Origin of the sequence: Allocatenococcus thiocycli (genome assembly GCF_921292965.1) — a bacterium.
In the GTDB taxonomy this organism is placed as follows: domain Bacteria; phylum Pseudomonadota; class Gammaproteobacteria; order Enterobacterales; family Vibrionaceae; genus Vibrio; species Vibrio natriegens.
This window is the reverse complement of record NZ_CAKLCK010000006.1, coordinates 38,064-55,368: the sequence shown is the minus strand read 5'-3', so window position 1 is coordinate 55,368 and position 17,305 is coordinate 38,064. Positions and strand designations below refer to the sequence as shown.

The window sequence follows — 17,305 nt, the reverse complement described above, 5'->3', positions numbered from 1 at the left end:
TTGGCTTCAGGTATGTCCATGGAGTATGGGTTAGGTGCAAGCCTGATCAATCTGAAACATCGTTTTGACAGTAAAATCTCCAGTAAAAAAATAAATAACACCCATATTTATAACAAGTTAACGCTGGTGGGCGGTGAGGGAACGATTATTATCTCCACAGATCCCCAGAATTTACAGCCGGTTGATGTTCATAAATTGATGATCGATCATGGTCATACAGAGGAGGTCTACGCATCTGACGAGGGTAACGGTACACTCATTCAAGTGGTCAAAAAAGTACAGTTTTCAGGAAAACAAGTCGCTTTTATTGTTGCAGACATCAACACAAGTGTTGTGATTGAGCAATTGACCAATCAAGAACACGAAGATAGCTATAGCCGAATGGTTCTCAATGTTAAAAACGTTGAGATCGTTGTGTGGGATTCAATAACAAAGAATTCTATAGATAATCAACACGAGAGTTCCCTAGAACCTAAAGAACTGACAAGTAAAATATATTTTGAAGTGCCAGTTGAACGCTATCACTTTAAATTGAGAGCCTGGTTTGAGCCTTTAAGTGAAAGTGATGTTCTTACCTCACGATTATTTATTATTGGCTTGAGTATTCTTGCTGTAATGATTGTTAGCGGTCTTTGTTACGCTTTCATCGCGAATAATAATAGAATTGAATTAAAAATAAAGCTTGAAGAAGAGAAAAAGCGTAAGGATATTCTTTCTAAACAAAACCAAAAGCTTACTAATGAAATAGAACGTCGTATCGCATCAGAAAAAGAGCTCGAATTCCAAGCGAAATATGACACCTTAACCAACTTGCCAAATCGTAGTTACGGTTCAGAGCGATTGGCGTTGGAATTGATCCGCGCTGCTCGTAGTGGCTCTAAAGTGTTGGTTATGTTTATCGATTTGGATCATTTTAAACAGATCAATGATTCCATGGGCCACTTTGTTGGTGATGAAATCCTTAAGCTTAGTGCGCAACGTTTACACGGTGTCGCGAGAAAAACCGACTTACTAGCCAGAATAGGCGGTGACGAATTTTTATTAGTGGTGCCTGACTTGCCTGATGGTGACACGGCTAAACGTGTCGCATCTAGTGTACTCACTGCTTTTGATGCGCCGTTGATGTGGAACAACCATGAGTTTTTCCTCACCAGTAGTATTGGAATGTCAGTGTTCCCTGATGATGGAGACACTGCGGAGCAGTTGTTGGCAAGTGCTGATATGGCAATGTATCGCGTTAAGCAAGATGGCCGAGATGCTTTCTGTTTTTATGATCAGAATATGAACCAGGATCTGCAACGCTATCTCGATTTGGAAAGCCGATTGCGTCACGCAATTTCTAATCAATTGTTGGAATTGTATTACCAGCCTATTGTTGAGCTGAAAACAGGCGAGATTGTTGGTGCAGAAGCATTAATGCGCTGGAAAGATGAAAAATACGGATTTGTTAATCCTGAAGAGTTTATCTCCATCGCTGAGAAAAATGGATTGATTCACCAAGTGGGTGAGTTTGCCATCCAGCAAGCTTGTCTGCGAGCAGCGCAGTGGCAATCAATTACACCTTTATTTATGTCGGTCAACTTCTCTAGTGTTCAGTTCCGTTATTGTGAAAAATTACTTGATTTGATAACTCAAAACTTAAGTGAATCGGGGCTCCCAGCCGATAAGTTTGATGTCGAAGTGACCGAAAGTTTACTGTTCAACCATGACCAAGAGTTATTGGACATGCTGAACAACTTGCGTTCATTGGGAACCAAACTGACTATTGATGATTTTGGTACGGGCTATTCGGCACTGAGTTACTTGCAGAAATTCCCATTTGATCGTCTGAAAATCGATCGAGCTTTCATGCAAAACGTGTTTGAAAATGAGTCGGATCAAGAACTGGTCAATGTAATTATCGCGATGGCAAAAGCACTCAATCTCAAAATTGTTGCTGAAGGAATCGAAGAGCGCCGACATGTCGATTATCTCAACAACCTAAACTGTGAGTTTGGACAAGGTTTCTACTATAGCCGCCCAGTACCCGCAGAGGAGTTCGAAGCCTTACTTAAGCAACCAAGCTGGTTGTAAATCCTTTCAATACAATGTTATAGCTAAGCATTGATGGCATTTGTGCTTCAAATTCATCAATGCTTTTCCACCTCAAGGGATAATCCCTCTTCCTGCTTTGAATTACACTACAATTAATTGATAAGTGATCGCCGGTGACGCCCGTCACACAAAGGCTAAACCAAATTCAAAACGAGTGAAAACTCGCCAACGTAATCAAGAAGGAATTGCGAATGTCTTCTGCATTTTACCAACAGATTCAACAGCAAATTGAAGAAGTGAAGGCTGAAGGTCTTTACAAAGCAGAACGTATTATTACGTCTCAACAGCAAGCTGCTGTGAAAATCTCAACCGGTGAAGAAGTACTGAACTTCTGTGCAAATAACTACTTAGGCCTTGCTAACCACCCTGCACTGATTGAAGCAGGTAAAGTGGGTATGGATGAGCATGGTTTTGGTATGGCATCAGTACGCTTTATTTGTGGTACTCAAGACATCCACAAAGAGCTAGAGCAGAAACTGTCTAAGTTCCTGGGTAAAGAAGACACAATTCTTTACACCTCTTGCTTTGACGCAAACGCAGGTCTGTTTGAAACCATTCTTGGTAAAGAAGATGCAGTTATCTCTGACGCACTAAACCATGCGTCTATCATTGATGGTGTTCGCCTGTGTAAAGCAATGCGCTTCCGTTACTCAAACAACAACATGGAAGAGCTAGAGCAACAACTGATTGCAGCAAAAGAGGCGGGTGCTCGCCACATTCTTATCGTAACGGACGGCGTGTTCTCGATGGACGGCGTGGTTGCGAACCTACCAGCTATCTGTGACCTAGCGGAAAAATACGGCGCGTTAACTATGGTTGATGACTCTCACGCGGTTGGCTTTATGGGCAAAACCGGTGCAGGCACGCACGAGCACCACAACGTGGTTGACCGTATCGACATCATCACTGGTACGCTTGGTAAAGCAATGGGCGGCGCTTCAGGCGGCTATACATCAGGTAAAGCAGAAGTGATCGACTGGCTACGTCAGCGTTCTCGTCCGTACCTATTCTCAAACTCGGTTGCACCAGCAATCGTAAATGCCTCTATCCGAGTTCTAGACCTGCTAGAAGAAAGTGGCGACCTACGTGACCGCCTGTGGGAAAACGCAGCGCATTTCCGTGCACGTATGGAAGCGGCTGGCTTCACGATGGGTGGTGCTGATCACGCAATCATCCCAATCATGCTTGGTGACGCGAAAGTTGCGGCTGAGTTCGCTGAGCGTGCACTAGAAAAAGGCATCTACGTAATCGGCTTCTCATTCCCTGTTGTACCAAAAGGTCAGGCGCGTATCCGTACTCAAATGTCAGCGGCGCACTCTCGTGAGCAGTTGGATCGTGCGATTGATGCGTTCATCCAGGTTGGTAAAGACATGGGCATTATTTAAGTTTCTGTATCTCTCTTGTTTCACGTGGGTTTATGACAAAGGCTTGCCCAAATCTCCCTCGGAGAAGGCTCGTTGGGTTAAGCCTTTTTACCCACGCTGTTGAGTGATAATGAAAGTTATAGAGAATTTTTTGTTGCGCACTGAGCGGAGCAATATTTGGTGAATACTATGAAAATTAAAGCATTATCAAAGCTAAAGCCTGAAGAAGGCATCTGGATGACTGAGGTGGAAAAACCTGAGGTTGGCCATAACGACATTCTGATCAAAATTAAGAAAACGGCTATCTGTGGTACAGACGTACACATCTACAACTGGGACGAGTGGTCACAAAAAACCATTCCAGTACCTATGGTTGTGGGTCACGAGTACGTGGGTGAAGTTGTAGCGATTGGTCAGGAAGTTCGTGGCTTTGAAATTGGTGATCGCGTATCTGGCGAAGGTCACATTACTTGTGGTCACTGCCGTAACTGTCGTGGTGGTCGTACACACCTTTGCCGTAATACCATCGGTGTAGGTGTAAACCGTGAAGGTGCATTTGCAGAATATCTGGTTATCCCAGCGTTCAATGCATTTAAGATTCCAGATGAGATTTCTGATGATCTAGCATCGATCTTCGACCCGTTTGGTAACGCGGTACACACCGCACTTTCTTTCGACCTAGTTGGTGAAGATGTGCTGATCACGGGTGCTGGTCCAATCGGCATCATGGCAGCTGCAGTTGCAAAACACGTTGGTGCACGTCACGTAGTCATCACAGACGTCAACGAGTACCGTCTGGAACTTGCTCGTAAGATGGGTGTAACTCGCGCAGTAAACGTAGCAGAAGAGAAGCTAGAAGATGTAATGGCTGAGTTGAACATGACAGAGGGCTTCGATGTTGGCCTTGAAATGTCTGGCAACCCTGCAGCGTTCAACTCAATGCTAACAACCATGAACCACGGTGGTCGTATTGCTCTGCTAGGTATTCCACCATCAGACATGGGTATCGACTGGAACCAAGTGATCTTCAAAGGTCTGGTTATCAAAGGTATCTACGGACGTGAGATGTTCGAAACTTGGTACAAGATGGCAAGCCTGATCCAATCAGGTCTGGATCTGTCGCCAATCATCACACACCACTACAAGATTGATGACTTCCAAGAAGGCTTCGACGTTATGCGTAGTGGTCAGTCTGGTAAAGTTATCCTAGATTGGGAATAATGAAAATTCGGGGAGGGCGTTAGTTATGATGAAGGTTGTCATACTGTTTAAATAAGCGCTTAGAGTATAAAATCTCCACTTTAGTCCTGTAAAATGCCCCAATTATTCCTTGGGGCATTTTTATTTTGTATTGCTGGGCGCAATTGCAAGTATGGCAGAGGATAAGGCATGTGATACCCAACAGGTGGCTATAGATGGCAGCCAAATTTGATTTCCCCTTAAAACTCCAAAGTTCATCGCACAACTTGCATATGAACTGGAATTAATTGAAACGCCTTTTTATTATTTATTTTCCGGATGGTTCTCATCTGAGGAAATAATAACAAGGAGCTTTCATGGCAACTCGTACCCTTACGACTCAACTTGCAACGCTGGCCATTGCCATCACCAGCACTTATGCCGTTGCAGCTGATTACCCTAACCTAATTGTTCATCAAGAAGCGACGAAGAGCCTTCAAGCTGACATCAAAACAAAAGCCCAAAGTTCTTTTCAGGATTGGATTCTGACACCGGCTAATCACGCGTTAGAACTTAAGCCGCAGCATTTTCCTCATGTTGCTTATGAGCGAAAAGATCTCAAAAAAGTAGTGGATGGTATCTATACTCTGACGTTGGCCTGGCATCTTAGTGAAGACGATAAGCAAAAGATAGTCTACCGAGAAAAAGCCAGCGAACTTATTGTCAGTATTGCTAACGCGATAAGTCCTAGTCCACATACCCCAAATGAATCGATTCTACTGCCTGTCTATTAAGCGTATTCAATCATCCGTTCAGAGATGTCTTGGGATGCACAACAAACGGTTAATGGATGGCTTAAGCGCCAAGCGGAATACTTTAAAAATTACAAGCTTACTGGCACATTGATCAAAAATAATTGGGAGAATGTTCGATTAGCAATCCTATTTGATTTGGCAATGCTACTTTCTGACGAGAGTTTGTATCAGTTCTCTGTTGAGGCTTTAAAAGCTTTTGTTGCGGTGAATATCGAGCCAGATGGAAAAACCAATGATTTCATGAATCGTGATGCTATAACTTATCACGCCTACAATCAGCAGTATTACGCACGAGTTTTGCGGACGGTTTATCTGTATAAAGGTGAAGAAGCTGCGCTAGAACTATACAAATATAAAGCTCAAGGCCACGGTAGTATTGAGGATGCATATCAGTTCTGGGTACCTTACTTCAAACAGCCCGCAGAGAAAACGCACATTGAATTTGTTAACACAGGCTGGAAGCCTGATTTGAAGCGCGGTGACGCCAGTAAGCCTTATGATCCAATAGGGACGGTTTATGCTATGGCACATATGATTGCCATGGAAAAAGAAGCCGCTGATTACATTAAAACTGTCATCCCAGATAAAGAACCACATACTCTGAGATTGAGTACTTGGCTGAACTATTCACTTCATTCTGGCCGATAATTTTTCAGCTATACTTATACGAATGTCAGGCTCGCTATTGTGGCGGGCCTTGTTGTTTGTGCACCGAGCATTAACCTGTACGTCTTCGCCGCTTAGATGTTGCTTTGCAGCAAGTTACTCGTTCGGAACCACTGAAATGTTTTTAATCAACCGTTTACATTCCAACGACCGGCTATTTGGTTGCCATTTTTTGCTCAGATGTTACCTCCAATGCGTTTCTTCTAGCTCTTTTTGAGATTTATCTAACAACGCCAATAGCCTTTCCACCTCTTTGTATTTCCCTGCGATGATGGCGCTGCGTAATTCGACCTGTAGAGCCTTTAATTTATCTAAGCCAGTCGGAGGTTTCACAAGACGACGTAAACCATCGGCTTGATCCAAAGATCTGATGTTATTGTTCATTTAAGCTCCCACTTCGATGGAGAACTATATCTCTTTCAGTTTGATGAGAAAAAACTTCTGCTGAACAATTGATACACTCATATTTGAAGTATTTTTTACGGAATACTTTTTCTATGAATGTTCGGCGTATTCGATTAAAAACCGTACTCTTCTTACAAGAAGGGCACATCCCATAAAGTTGCATATAAATTAGCCTTCTGACGAACTGACAAGAAATTTATTCATACTTATCTGAGTATGAAACTTGGTTATATACATTAGATTACTTTGCGTTTTTGTTTTTTGGTGTGATGTGCACCCCATAATTCAATGTTAAATAGGTGGTTAGATAAAGTTGGCAGAGTTAGGTTGAAGGTGGATTTCTGTTGGATTTTTACACAGGTTAGCCTAAATATTTTCTGTAATTTCTTGTCTATTGCCTATATTGAGCTAATGGTTACTTATAGTTTTATTTGTTTTTATTAATTGGCTTACTTTTAATTCAATATAAAACTTTAAAACAAAATGGCTCTTGTAATGGTGATAACAAGGTTAGTCATCCATAGTTCACCAAAGATGAAGATTGAGAATATGAGTACAGGAATAGTTAAGTGGTTCAATGGAGATAAAGGATTTGGCTTTATTACACCAGATGATGGCAGTAAAGATTTGTTCGTCCACCATTCGGAAATTAAAATGAGTGGTTATAAGTCGCTGGCGGATGGCCAGAAAGTAGAATACGAAGTTGGGCAAGGGCAAAAAGGTCCGTGTGCGACTAATGTTAAGCCTCTATAACTGAGTATTGAAGAGTAAGCAGGCTCATTAAGTGTCGCTATGAGTCTGCTTTTAGTGTTTTTTAAGCATAAGTCAGGTTAAAACCCTCGGCTTTTCCAGAACTGTCCTTCGTCACGAGCAACAACGTTGAATGTTTTTTCAGCGATTGTCTTACCTTGCATTTCTAGCGTCATTCGCCATTCACCTAAGTTGCTTTCTAATCCGTTAATCGGACACAGTAGCTGAATGGTATCGCCAAGATAGAAGTGCCAATCATTACTTCGTACATACACTTCTCCATCAAAAGGCGCGAGTACTTTACCCTTTTTATTGATAATGCCCGGATGATGGATGCAAAACTGTAAAAGCTGTCCTTTCGCTTTCTTAATATTGACGGTAAAGCCAAATTCAACCCCTTCATCGGCAGTAACCGTTTGGGTGAACGCTTTAATTTGAGGCAACTCTTTGGCTTTTGCATCCCAGAGGGAATAAATACCGTAGGATGTCATTTCTATAACTGGAGTACGTTTTGCCACTCATTGGTTCTCGCTCATGAATAATGCCGCGATTCTACCAAATACCTGCAGGGCTTCAAGCAAGGGCCTGTATCCCCACAAAAACAGACCACAATATGGTGAGGTTGTGTCTGAATTACTCGACGTCATTCTAAGCCTGATGTGATGGATGAGAAGACATCGATGCTTGTCTTTTTGTGACTTTCTGTGAAACAGAAGCTGGTGGGAGAACTATCAATTACATAACAAGAGGTCTTGCTCCCAAAGTTTATTTGCAATCATAGTTTTCGGACTATTCCGACAGGATCTTCTGAGATTAGTATAGCGAGGTTAAAAATACTTCGCTTGATGGAATAAGGTAAAACTATGAATAAGTCACATACAGCGCTAGGTTTATCTCTAGCATTAGTTGGTACAGCGCATGCTGCAAATTGGGGATATGAAGGAAATCATGGCCCTGAACATTGGGGGGAATTTGCTTCTGAATGTGCTCAGGGTAAAAACCAGAGCCCAATTGATATTCAGTCTACGGTTCAGGCGGAATTGGCCAAGCTGGAATTAGATTACAATGGTAAAGCTATTTCACTGACAAACAATGGCCATACGCTACAAACGAGTTTAGAAGGGGACAACAACCTCCTTGTTGACGGTCAGTCATTTAACCTCAAGCAATTCCACTTCCATACGCCATCAGAAAACCATGTAGATGGTAAATCTTATCCGTTAGAGGCGCATTATGTTCACGCAGATGAGCAAGGTAATCTTGCGGTAGTCGCGGTATTCTTCGAAGAAGGGGATTCAAACCCAGCGTTGACTAAGCTTTTAGATAAAGTCCCAGCAAAAGACAGTAACGTGACGATCAGTGCGCCATTTGATGCCAGCGCTCTGATCCCGAGTGAGAAGGATTACTATCGATTTAATGGCTCTTTGACGACGCCTCCATGCTCGGAAGGGGTGCGTTGGCTAGTGCTTAAAGATCCTCAGACGATTTCAGCAGAACAAATCGCGACATTTGAACAAGCCATGGGGGAAAATAATCGTCCAATTCAGCCATTGAATGCGCGCCTGATTTTAACCAAGCAATAACGGCTGCTAAACCATAATGAAAAAGCCCACTCAATTGAGTGGGCTTTGCTTTATTTAATATTAAAAGCCGTTTTCGTCTTGTTCTGTCTGATTGGCCATTTGAATCGGATCCAACTTAAGCGTTTGAGTTGGAAAGGCAATGTCTGCGTTGTGCTCTTTAATGATAGTGATCACTTGCAGTAAGACATCCTGCTTTACCTCATGGTAGCGCACCCAGTTGACCGTCTTTGTGAAGGTATAGATAAAGAAGTTCAACGATGATGGCCCGAAAGAATCGAAGTTCACGATGAGCGTTTGACGAGCGTCGATGTCTTTGTGAGCCTTAAGCATTTCCTTGATTGCATTGATGAGCTCTGGCACTTTTTCTGCGTCATCATAGCGAAGACCAATTTTTTCATAAATGCGTCGGTTAAGCATTCGCGACGGGTTTTCCACCACAATGCTACTAAAAACCGAGTTGGGAACGTAAAGCGGGCGTTTATCAAACGTGCGAATAATCGTCATGCGCCACCCGATGCGTTCAACTGTGCCCTCGATCTCTCTGTCTGGCGAGCGAACCCAGTCGCCAACTTTGAAGGGACGGTCGAAATAGATCATCAAACCACCAAAGAAGTTAGACAACAAATCTTTCGCGGCTAAACCCACAATTAAACCACCCACACCACCAAAGGTGAGCAGACCTGACAGAGATAGGCCAAACGCCTGCATGATCGTCAGAACGCCCAATGTGGCGAAGAACAAGCGAGCCACTTTCGCGATAGCCTGCACCGTCGTTTCGTCGCGTTTTTGGTGTTCGAGTACGTATTCTTCTACATTGGTGATTAGCCGCATCAAGGTCCAGACCAAGATGCTTATGATCAAAATGAGCTTGAGTGTGCTCAGCCAATCTATCTTATCGTTTAGCTCGCTTTCTAAAATAATGCCGAGAGATACGGTGGCGGGCCAACACCAGATGAGTGTACTCACCGGCGCTTTGAGAGCCTCAAGCAACATGTCATCCCAATGGAATGGTGTTTTCTCTACCAGGATGGCTAAACGTGAGCGAATTAATCGCCAAGCGATCCATGCAATAAAACTGGCGAGAGTGATAAATAGAACACTGCTGTTCCATTCTTCACCGTTGGTAAGAATATAGTTTTGAAGATCGATAAACCACTGTGACATAAGTAACTTTATTTCGAATGAGTCTTGGTGAGAAAGGTAGCAGATATTAAACGCTCACCCCAGAAATTTAACAAATATTGTATAGCACCGGCGTTATTGTCAGTAGAATAAGTAACATTACCTTACAGGGCTTGAACGTTTAATTATAAGTTCTTTGACTTATCGCTAACATTAAGCGGTGGCAAGTGTGAGAGGGTATTGCCACTTAAAATTAGCGGAGGCAGATATGGAATTTAAAGAGCAGGATAGAATTGCGCTCTATAACACTTGGATGTCACAAAAGGCCAAAATGCACATCACTCAAATGGATATGGCGAAGCGCCTCGGCGTGAGCTTGCATGAGTTTTCTGGCTTATTACGTGGTAGTTCACCCCTGACATTGGGTTTTGTAAAACAGCTATGCGAGCAGCTACATGTGCGCCCTAGTCAAGTGATTCCGACTCTAAATGAGCGAGAAATGTCTGCTATAGGTTCTGTACAACTGCAAAGCCGAGTAACGGTGGATGGCGATATTAGCAACGTATTTATCGAAGGCAACCAGGTGGTGATCGAATACGTGCATCAAGTGAGCTAGTTTTCGTAGCCCGGTCTCAATCACTATTTGAACGACGACTACGCTCTCCAGCCCTTAGCTAATTAGCTATAAAAAACGAGCCTTTGATGGCTCGTTTTTTATTGATGTATCGTATTAGCTCGGGATTTTCACTAATGACTCTTGTGAAAGGTCGGCAATCGTTTTAGCACCGGTTAACGTCATCGCTACACGCATTTCTTTGTCGTAAAGGTCAAGCAGGTTCTCTACACCAGTACCACCTTGTGCAGCCAGTGCGTAGACAAAAGAACGACCCAGAAGCGTACAGTCCGCGCCAAGAGCAAGCATGCGAACCACATCCAATCCAGTTCGAATACCAGAGTCAGCAAAAATCTTCAGGTCACCTTTAACCGCGTCTGCGATACTTGGCAGCGCTTTAGCGGTAGAAAGCACACCGTCCAGCTGACGACCACCGTGGTTAGATACGACGATACCATCGGCACCAAAGCGTACCGCGTCTTTTGCGTCTTCTTCATCCAGAATGCCTTTGATTACCATTGGGCCGTCCCAAAAGTCACGAATCCACTCTAGATCTTTCCAAGAAATTGAAGGGTCAAAGTTTGCGCCTAGCCAACCAATGTAATCTTCTAACTTCGTTGGTTCACCACGGTAAGTGGAAATGTTACCCAGGTCATGAGGTTTCCCCAGCATGCCTACATCCAGTGCCCAGCTCGGGTGACGCATCGCCTGAAATACGCGGCGCATTGCAGCATTAGGACCACTCATACCTGAGTGCATGTCGCGGTAGCGTGCACCAGGTACTGGCATATCTACCGTAAACACAAGCGTCGTCACGCCAGCCGCTTTTGCGCGCTCAAGAACGTTTTTCATAAAGCCGCGGTCTTTTAGCACGTATAGCTGAAACCACATTGGGCGTTCAATGGCAGGAGCGACTTCTTCAATCGGACAAACGGAAACCGTAGACATTGTGAAAGGAATGCCTTTTTTCTCTGCTGCTTTTGCTGCCTGCACTTCGCCACGGCGTGCGTACATGCCCGTCAAACCAACAGGAGCAAGTGCGATAGGCATGGCGAGTTTCTCACCAAAGATCTCGGTTTCCAGGCTTAAATCAGCCATATCACGTAGGACGCGTTGACGAAGTGCGACATCACCTAAATCGTCAGTATTGCGCTTCAGAGTACGTTCATCGTAAGAGCCGCCATCAATATAGTGGAATAAAAATGGAGGTAGCTTGGCTTTAGCGGCTGCGCGGTAATCGGTAGAAGCAGATATAATCATAATTGTGTCCTAGCGTTTATTCTAAGCAAAGTTGTGGAGCGTTGTTTCTCATCGCTACGGAGTAGCTGACGACATCAGAATACGGTTTAACAAAGAAGTACAACTATCAGATAGAGTAATTCTAGTAACCAATTTACATAATTGATTGAACAATCAGTCCAATTATTCAATCAGTTATGTAAAGTTATTGAAGGTGACACAGCTACCGGGGGAGATTTGCAGGTTAAATAACCTATGCAGGTAGTGTTGCTAATAGCTGTGTCAAAACCGTGCAGGGCGGCGACACCCTGCGCTTTTGTTTACTTCATCAAGAGATCTGTCATATTGAATCCGTAAATCAGTACCAAACCAATAATGCCCGTCATAACTAGGTAGTAGAACGTTGGGATAACGGTTTTACGTAGCGTCGCACCTTCACGTCCCAGCAGGCCTACTGTTGCTGATGCTGCTACGACGTTGTGAATCGCAATCATGTTACCCGCTGCTGCGCCTACCGCTTGAAGTGAAACGACAATTACACTTGAGATAGACAGCGTTTGAGCGACTTCAAACTGGAATTGGCTGAACATCATGTTTGATACCGTGTTCGAACCCGCGATGAACGCGCCCAGTGCACCAACCGTTGCGCTCAATGCAGGGAAGGCAGAGCCTACAAGGTCTGAGGCGAAGTTTGCGGTCGTTACCGGCATACTCGCAAGGTCGGCACCGTTGATACCTGAGTTAATGAAGATACGTACCATTGGAATGGTGAATACCAGTACGAAGCCAGCACCAATCAGTGTTTTGCTTGATTCGCCGAATGCTTCACGAAGTGGTTTCGCGCTGCCGCTTTGCAGTAGTGCCGCAAGTAGCGCAACAAACACCAGGATGCCACCAGGCAGGTATAGCGGTTGGATTGCAGCACTAACGCCCGCTTCACCAAGAATATTGCTGAAAGATAAGCTGATGCTTTGCAGGAAGCCCTTGAACTCAGCGCTTACACGGCTAGCAACAAGAATCACAGCCAACAATACGTAAGGAACCCAAGCCATTACTAGGCTCATTGGCTTAGCCGATTTTTCTTGAATGTTGATTTTCAGCGAGCCTAACCACTCTGTAGGCCACTTGTCTTCGCTTTCAAAATCCCATTTTGTTTTTGGTACCAGGAAGCCTTTTTTCGCTGCAGTTACCACGATTGCGAGACCAACAAGGCCACCAATCAGAGATGGGAACTCAGCACCTAAGAATACGCCAGTTAATGCGTAAGGAACCGTGAATGCGATACCAGCAAACAGAGCGAATGGCAGGATATCGAGCCCTTCTGTCCAGCTTCTGTTTTTACCGAAGAATCGTGTTAACATCACAGCCATTAACACTGGAATCATAGTACCAACAACCGCGTGGATAACCGCTACGTGAGCAGTAATGTCCTGTAGGTATGCTTCCCATGATGAGCCTTGGGTTACCAATGTCTCGGTAATATTATGTGAATCCAGTCCTTTATTGACACCGACGATGATCGGTGTGCCTACAGCGCCAAATGATACTGGTGTAGACTGAATCATCATGCCCATTAGCACGGCTGCCATTGCAGGGAAGCCAATCGCAACGAGTAAAGGCGCAGCAATCGCCGCTGGCGTACCGAAGCCAGATGCCCCTTCGATGAACGAGCCAAAACACCATGCAATGATGATCGTTTGAACACGGCGGTCGGCAGAGATATCGGTAAAGCCGTTACGGATAGTTGTGATCGCTCCAGTGTGTTTTAAAGTGTTGAGCAAGAAGATGGCGCCAAACACGATCCAGAGAACAGATACGGTAATTCCTAGACCTTGGAATACGGAGGCCAGTACGCGAGTAGCTGACATATCCCAAAACATTAGGGCGATGGCGACGGTAAGACCGAACGCAACAGGCATAGCTTTTTTTGCGGGCCAGTTGAGACCAACCAATAAAATGGCGGCCACAACAATTGGCGAAAATGCCACGAGGGCAAGTAGGGTTTCACTCATTTGTACATCCTTCGTTCGCAGACTTTTTTGAACGGTATGTTTCCGTTGTAGAGGCGACTTTTTGTTGTAATGGTTTTGTTAATTTGGCGTGAATCTACTCCTTTATTTTTTTTAGATATAGGGAAATAATGAAAATAATTAATTCCAAAAGTGACATAATCAAATGAGAGCAGACGACTTAATCCTATTTTCTCAGGTAATGGAACTGGGTAGTTTTAGTAAGGTTGCTGAGGCAAATAACCTTACAAATTCGGTAGTTAGTAAAAGAATTGCCAGATTGGAAGAAGAAATCGGCGCGCAGCTATTATATCGAACAACACGCAAATTGACCCTGACGGAAGCGGGGAAGGTGTTATTACATAGTGCTAAAAATGTGAAGCAAGCCACTCAGGAGGCTATGGATGCAGTTGCAGGCTTTGGAGAGAATGTAAGCGGACATATTAAGATGTCCGTGCCGTCTATTTCTGGGGACTTGATTCTAGCTGATGCAGTTGCCGAATTTTGCAACCTTCATCCCGGGTTAACGGTCGATATGTCGCTCGATAATCGCTTCGTTGATCTCGTGGCTGATGGTTACGATCTGGTGATTCGTACCGGATACCTTGAAGACTCCAGCCTAATTGCACGCCATATTCTCGACTCTCAATGGGTGGTGTGTGCTTCTCCTTCTTATATAGCCAAAAATGGCAAACCAGTAGAACCGATTGATTTGACGCGTCATAACTGTTTTCAATATGCCTATCAAACCACAGGTGCTTCCGATTGGGAGTTTAAGAGTGATGAAGGCAACTACATTGTTAAAGTGTCGGGCAGTTTTTCTACTGATAACGCCACCGCGCTTCGCAAAGCGGCGCTGGGTGGCCATGGTATCGCCTACGTACCAAGGTGCTTGGTGTATCACGATATTCGTAATGGCCAGCTGGTGGATATTTTTCCTGAATTGGTTGGCAAAAAACTGGGCATTTATGCGGTGTATCCATTTACTCGCCAGCCACCCAATAAAGTAAAATTATTAATTGAGCACATCCGTGATCGTTACTTAACGATTTCACACTATTTTTAGTGGCTTGGAGTTCATGTCGTCTTCAAGGCAAATTGCGTGTTAAGTATCAATTTAATAAATGTTTCAATCTTTTAGTTGAAATCAAACGTTAGCGCCCTAAGGTATGTGTTGAGAATTAGTCTCAATTAAAACTAAAACAAAATTAAAGTGGAGTAACACGGACGTTATGCATTATCCAAAAACTCGCAAAGATTCTGTCGTGGACAGCTATTTCGGACACGATATCGCCGATCCTTATCGCTGGTTAGAAGATGATCGCAGTGAAGAAACGGCAAACTGGGTCTCAAGCCAAAACGCAGTGACTTTTGATTTACTGGGTCAGATCCCTTATCGCCAGAAAATTCGCGATCTGGTCGCTAGCAGCCAAAACTATGAGAAATACTCACAGCCATTTGTGCGCGGTGAGTACACCTATTTTTATAAAAATGATGGTTTGCAAAACCAAAGCGTACTTTACCGTCGTAAAGGAGAGGGTGAGGCAGAAGTATTTTTAGATCCTAATACTTTTTCTGAAGAGGGGACCACTTCTCTTGGTGAAGTGAGCTTTTCAAAAGACAACCGTTTAGTCGCGTATTCTATCTCTGAAGGTGGCAGTGACTGGCGAAAGATCTTTGTGATTGATGCGGAAACTAAAACACAGTTGGAGCCTGAAATTGTCGACGCGAAATTTACCTCCATTTCCTGGTTGGGCAGCAAAGGTTTCTACTATTCCAGCTACGATAAGCCAGAAGGCAGTGAACTGTCAGCGCGTACTGAGCAGCATAAACTTTACTATCATGAGCTAGGGACTTCACAAGCTGAAGATAAAGTCGTGTTTGGCGCATTGGACTCTCAGACACATCGCTATGTATTCGCTACGACGACAACGGATGATCGCTACTTAATTATCTCTGGTGCGGAATCAACTTCTGGCAACCGCTTGTTTTATATCGACCTGAACTCAGCAGCACAAGAGATTGTGACGTTACGCGAAACTACACAAGGCGATACGCACCTTATTGATAATCAAGATGCAACTCTGCTGTTTTACACCAACCTCGATGCGCCAAATGGCAAAGTCGTCAGTTACAACACGCAAACCTCACAATGGGTAGAGGTTATTGCAGAGCAAGAGCAGCCGTTAGAAGTGGGTAAAGGCGGTGGCTATCTGTTTGCTACTTACATGGTTGATGTTCTGTCGAAAGTACAGCAGTACAACTACCAAGGTGAATGGATTCGTGATGTTGAATTACCGAGCGAAGGCACGGCATATGGTTTAGCAGGGAAGAAAGAAGAAACTACGCTTTACTACACTTTCACCAATTACGTCACTCCGCCGACGATTTTCTCTTTTGATGTGGAAACTGGTGAATCACAGCTTTATCAAGAATCTAAAGCGCCATTTGATCGCAATGACTATGAGTCGAAGCAGGTTTTCTACACCTCAAAAGACGGTACACAAGTACCGATGATCATCTCCTATAAAAAAGGCACCAAGTTCGACGGTACTGCGCCGACCATGCTTTACGGTTATGGTGGTTTTAATATCAGCCTGACGCCAATGTTCTCTGGTAATGTAGCCAACTGGCTCGAGTTAGGGGGCATTTATGCCGTAGCGAATATGCGAGGCGGTGGTGAATATGGAAAGGCATGGCACAATGCCGGAACCCAGTTGCAAAAGCAGAACGTGTTTGACGACTTTATCGCTGCAGCTGAATATTTGATCGAGAACGACTACACAAGTTCAGAACGCTTGGCGATTCGTGGTGGTTCGAATGGCGGGTTGTTGGTCGGTGCGTGTATGACTCAACGTCCAGAGCTGTTCAAAGTGGCACTGCCTGCTGTGGGAGTGCTTGATATGCTTCGATACCATACATTCACTTCTGGAGAAGGCTGGAAGTACGACTTTGGTACGTCTGCGCAAAGTGAAGAGATGTTCCAGTATCTGCTTGGTTACTCGCCTGTACATAATGTGAAAGAGGGCGTGCAATACCCTGCAACGCTGGTGACCACTGCAGATCACGATGATCGTGTGGTGCCTGCTCACTCCTACAAATTCATTGCCGAACTGCAAGATAAACATCAGGGCGAAAATCCAGTATTGATTCGAATCGATGTGAATGCAGGGCACGGTGCGGGCATGCCGCTCAGTAAACAAATCGATCTGACTACCGATATCTATGCGTTCACCCTATACAATATGGGCATCGAGTCAGTATAACGACCGATGAGTTAGAAGAATAAAAAATGCCGCGACAAAATCGCGGCATTTTTCATGGTTGGGGGAACTCAAGTCATACTGTTAACAGTATATTGAATCAGATTGACTAAGTCTGACTCGTTGAACCAACCAGTCTCGGCGGCCAAACCGAAAGGCAGCTATGCCCATTTTCAGTAATTCAAAAGTTTTCTGGCCAGTTT

15 protein-coding genes are annotated in these 17,305 nt (G+C 44.2%); 10 read left to right on the top strand and 5 right to left on the bottom strand.

Annotated features, from left to right (window positions below; all coding sequences use genetic code 11):
• The 5 genes from L9Q40_RS03870 to L9Q40_RS03850 form a co-directional block, all read left to right on the top strand.
• Positions 1-2,073, top strand: a 2,073-nt coding sequence (locus L9Q40_RS03870) for a putative bifunctional diguanylate cyclase/phosphodiesterase (protein WP_498792132.1), incomplete at its 5' end; no start/stop codon positions are given.
• A 212-nt stretch (positions 2,074-2,285) separates the two neighbouring features.
• Positions 2,286-3,479: a glycine C-acetyltransferase gene (locus L9Q40_RS03865; RefSeq protein ID WP_498792130.1), complete on the top strand. Its 1,194-nt coding sequence runs from the start codon at positions 2,286-2,288 to the stop codon at positions 3,477-3,479.
• Between the two features lie 168 nt (positions 3,480-3,647).
• A complete protein-coding gene (gene tdh, locus L9Q40_RS03860; RefSeq protein ID WP_014234946.1) occupies positions 3,648-4,679 on the top strand; it encodes an L-threonine 3-dehydrogenase in 1,032 nt (343 codons plus the stop codon).
• A gap of 335 nt (positions 4,680-5,014) precedes the next feature.
• Positions 5,015-5,431, top strand: coding sequence for a hypothetical protein (locus L9Q40_RS03855; protein ID WP_498792127.1), 417 nt, complete (start codon positions 5,015-5,017; stop codon positions 5,429-5,431).
• A 24-nt stretch (positions 5,432-5,455) separates the two neighbouring features.
• Positions 5,456-6,100 (top strand): alginate lyase family protein, encoded by a 645-nt coding sequence (locus tag L9Q40_RS03850; protein WP_498792125.1) that lies wholly within the window; start codon positions 5,456-5,458, stop codon positions 6,098-6,100.
• 201 nt (positions 6,101-6,301) lie between these two features.
• On the opposite strand, the gene L9Q40_RS03845 is transcribed toward L9Q40_RS03850, so the two are convergent.
• On the bottom strand, positions 6,302-6,502 hold the full coding sequence (locus L9Q40_RS03845) for a hypothetical protein (RefSeq protein WP_498792123.1): 201 nt from the start codon (positions 6,500-6,502) through the stop codon (positions 6,302-6,304).
• A gap of 561 nt (positions 6,503-7,063) precedes the next feature.
• Between L9Q40_RS03845 and L9Q40_RS03840 the strand changes: the two genes are divergently transcribed.
• Complete coding sequence (locus tag L9Q40_RS03840) at positions 7,064-7,276, top strand: cold-shock protein (RefSeq protein WP_425315146.1); 213 nt, start codon at positions 7,064-7,066, stop codon at positions 7,274-7,276.
• Between the two features lie 77 nt (positions 7,277-7,353).
• Here the strand turns inward: L9Q40_RS03840 and L9Q40_RS03835 are convergent, their stop codons facing one another.
• Positions 7,354-7,791 carry a DUF3859 domain-containing protein gene (locus L9Q40_RS03835; protein WP_024372648.1) on the bottom strand — a complete coding sequence of 146 codons (438 nt, stop codon included), beginning with the start codon at positions 7,789-7,791 and terminating at the stop codon, positions 7,354-7,356.
• Positions 7,792-8,136: 345 nt separating this feature from the next.
• Here L9Q40_RS03835 and L9Q40_RS03830 point away from each other — a divergent pair, with 345 nt between their 5' ends.
• Positions 8,137-8,856 carry a carbonic anhydrase gene (locus tag L9Q40_RS03830; protein WP_498792121.1) on the top strand — a complete coding sequence of 240 codons (720 nt, stop codon included), beginning with the start codon at positions 8,137-8,139 and terminating at the stop codon, positions 8,854-8,856.
• Positions 8,857-8,916: 60 nt separating this feature from the next.
• On the opposite strand, the gene L9Q40_RS03825 is transcribed toward L9Q40_RS03830, so the two are convergent.
• A complete protein-coding gene (locus L9Q40_RS03825; protein WP_020333436.1) occupies positions 8,917-10,020 on the bottom strand; it encodes a mechanosensitive ion channel family protein in 1,104 nt (367 codons plus the stop codon).
• Between the two features lie 226 nt (positions 10,021-10,246).
• Here L9Q40_RS03825 and L9Q40_RS03820 point away from each other — a divergent pair, with 226 nt between their 5' ends.
• The gene (locus L9Q40_RS03820) at positions 10,247-10,594 is read left to right on the top strand and encodes a helix-turn-helix domain-containing protein (RefSeq protein ID WP_014234940.1); all 348 of its coding nucleotides are present in this window, start codon (positions 10,247-10,249) and stop codon (positions 10,592-10,594) included.
• A 114-nt stretch (positions 10,595-10,708) separates the two neighbouring features.
• On the opposite strand, the gene lldD is transcribed toward L9Q40_RS03820, so the two are convergent.
• Both lldD and L9Q40_RS03810 read right to left on the bottom strand, forming a co-directional pair.
• Entirely contained in the window at positions 10,709-11,851 is a 1,143-nt protein-coding gene (gene lldD, locus L9Q40_RS03815; RefSeq protein ID WP_498792119.1) for an FMN-dependent L-lactate dehydrogenase LldD, read from the bottom strand.
• 299 nt (positions 11,852-12,150) lie between these two features.
• Positions 12,151-13,842, bottom strand: a complete 1,692-nt coding sequence (locus L9Q40_RS03810) for an L-lactate permease (protein ID WP_498792117.1) — start codon at positions 13,840-13,842, stop codon at positions 12,151-12,153.
• A 163-nt stretch (positions 13,843-14,005) separates the two neighbouring features.
• On the opposite strand from L9Q40_RS03810, the gene L9Q40_RS03805 reads away from it, so the two are divergent.
• Both L9Q40_RS03805 and L9Q40_RS03800 read left to right on the top strand, forming a co-directional pair.
• Positions 14,006-14,905, top strand: coding sequence for a LysR family transcriptional regulator (locus L9Q40_RS03805; RefSeq protein WP_014234937.1), 900 nt, complete (start codon positions 14,006-14,008; stop codon positions 14,903-14,905).
• Between the two features lie 166 nt (positions 14,906-15,071).
• The gene (locus L9Q40_RS03800; protein WP_498792115.1) at positions 15,072-17,105 is read left to right on the top strand and encodes a prolyl oligopeptidase family serine peptidase; all 2,034 of its coding nucleotides are present in this window, start codon (positions 15,072-15,074) and stop codon (positions 17,103-17,105) included.
• Positions 17,106-17,305 lie beyond the last annotated feature (200 nt).

Excerpts from the sequence above, each read along its gene's own strand:
- L9Q40_RS03820 (WP_014234940.1), top strand. The coding sequence starts at position 10,247 with ATGGAATTTAAAGAGCAGGATAGAATTGCGCTCTATAACACTTGGATG.
- L9Q40_RS03865 (WP_498792130.1), top strand. The coding sequence starts at position 2,286 with ATGTCTTCTGCATTTTACCAACAGATTCAACAGCAAATTGAAGAAGTG.
- L9Q40_RS03825 (WP_020333436.1), bottom strand. The coding sequence starts at position 10,020 with ATGTCACAGTGGTTTATCGATCTTCAAAACTATATTCTTACCAACGGT.
- lldD (WP_498792119.1), bottom strand. The coding sequence starts at position 11,851 with ATGATTATATCTGCTTCTACCGATTACCGCGCAGCCGCTAAAGCCAAG.
- L9Q40_RS03800 (WP_498792115.1), top strand. The coding sequence starts at position 15,072 with ATGCATTATCCAAAAACTCGCAAAGATTCTGTCGTGGACAGCTATTTC.
- L9Q40_RS03850 (WP_498792125.1), top strand. The coding sequence starts at position 5,456 with ATGTCTTGGGATGCACAACAAACGGTTAATGGATGGCTTAAGCGCCAA.
- L9Q40_RS03830 (WP_498792121.1), top strand. The coding sequence starts at position 8,137 with ATGAATAAGTCACATACAGCGCTAGGTTTATCTCTAGCATTAGTTGGT.
- L9Q40_RS03845 (WP_498792123.1), bottom strand. The coding sequence starts at position 6,502 with ATGAACAATAACATCAGATCTTTGGATCAAGCCGATGGTTTACGTCGT.
- L9Q40_RS03805 (WP_014234937.1), top strand. The coding sequence starts at position 14,006 with ATGAGAGCAGACGACTTAATCCTATTTTCTCAGGTAATGGAACTGGGT.
- L9Q40_RS03855 (WP_498792127.1), top strand. The coding sequence starts at position 5,015 with ATGGCAACTCGTACCCTTACGACTCAACTTGCAACGCTGGCCATTGCC.
- tdh (WP_014234946.1), top strand. The coding sequence starts at position 3,648 with ATGAAAATTAAAGCATTATCAAAGCTAAAGCCTGAAGAAGGCATCTGG.
- L9Q40_RS03810 (WP_498792117.1), bottom strand. The coding sequence starts at position 13,842 with ATGAGTGAAACCCTACTTGCCCTCGTGGCATTTTCGCCAATTGTTGTG.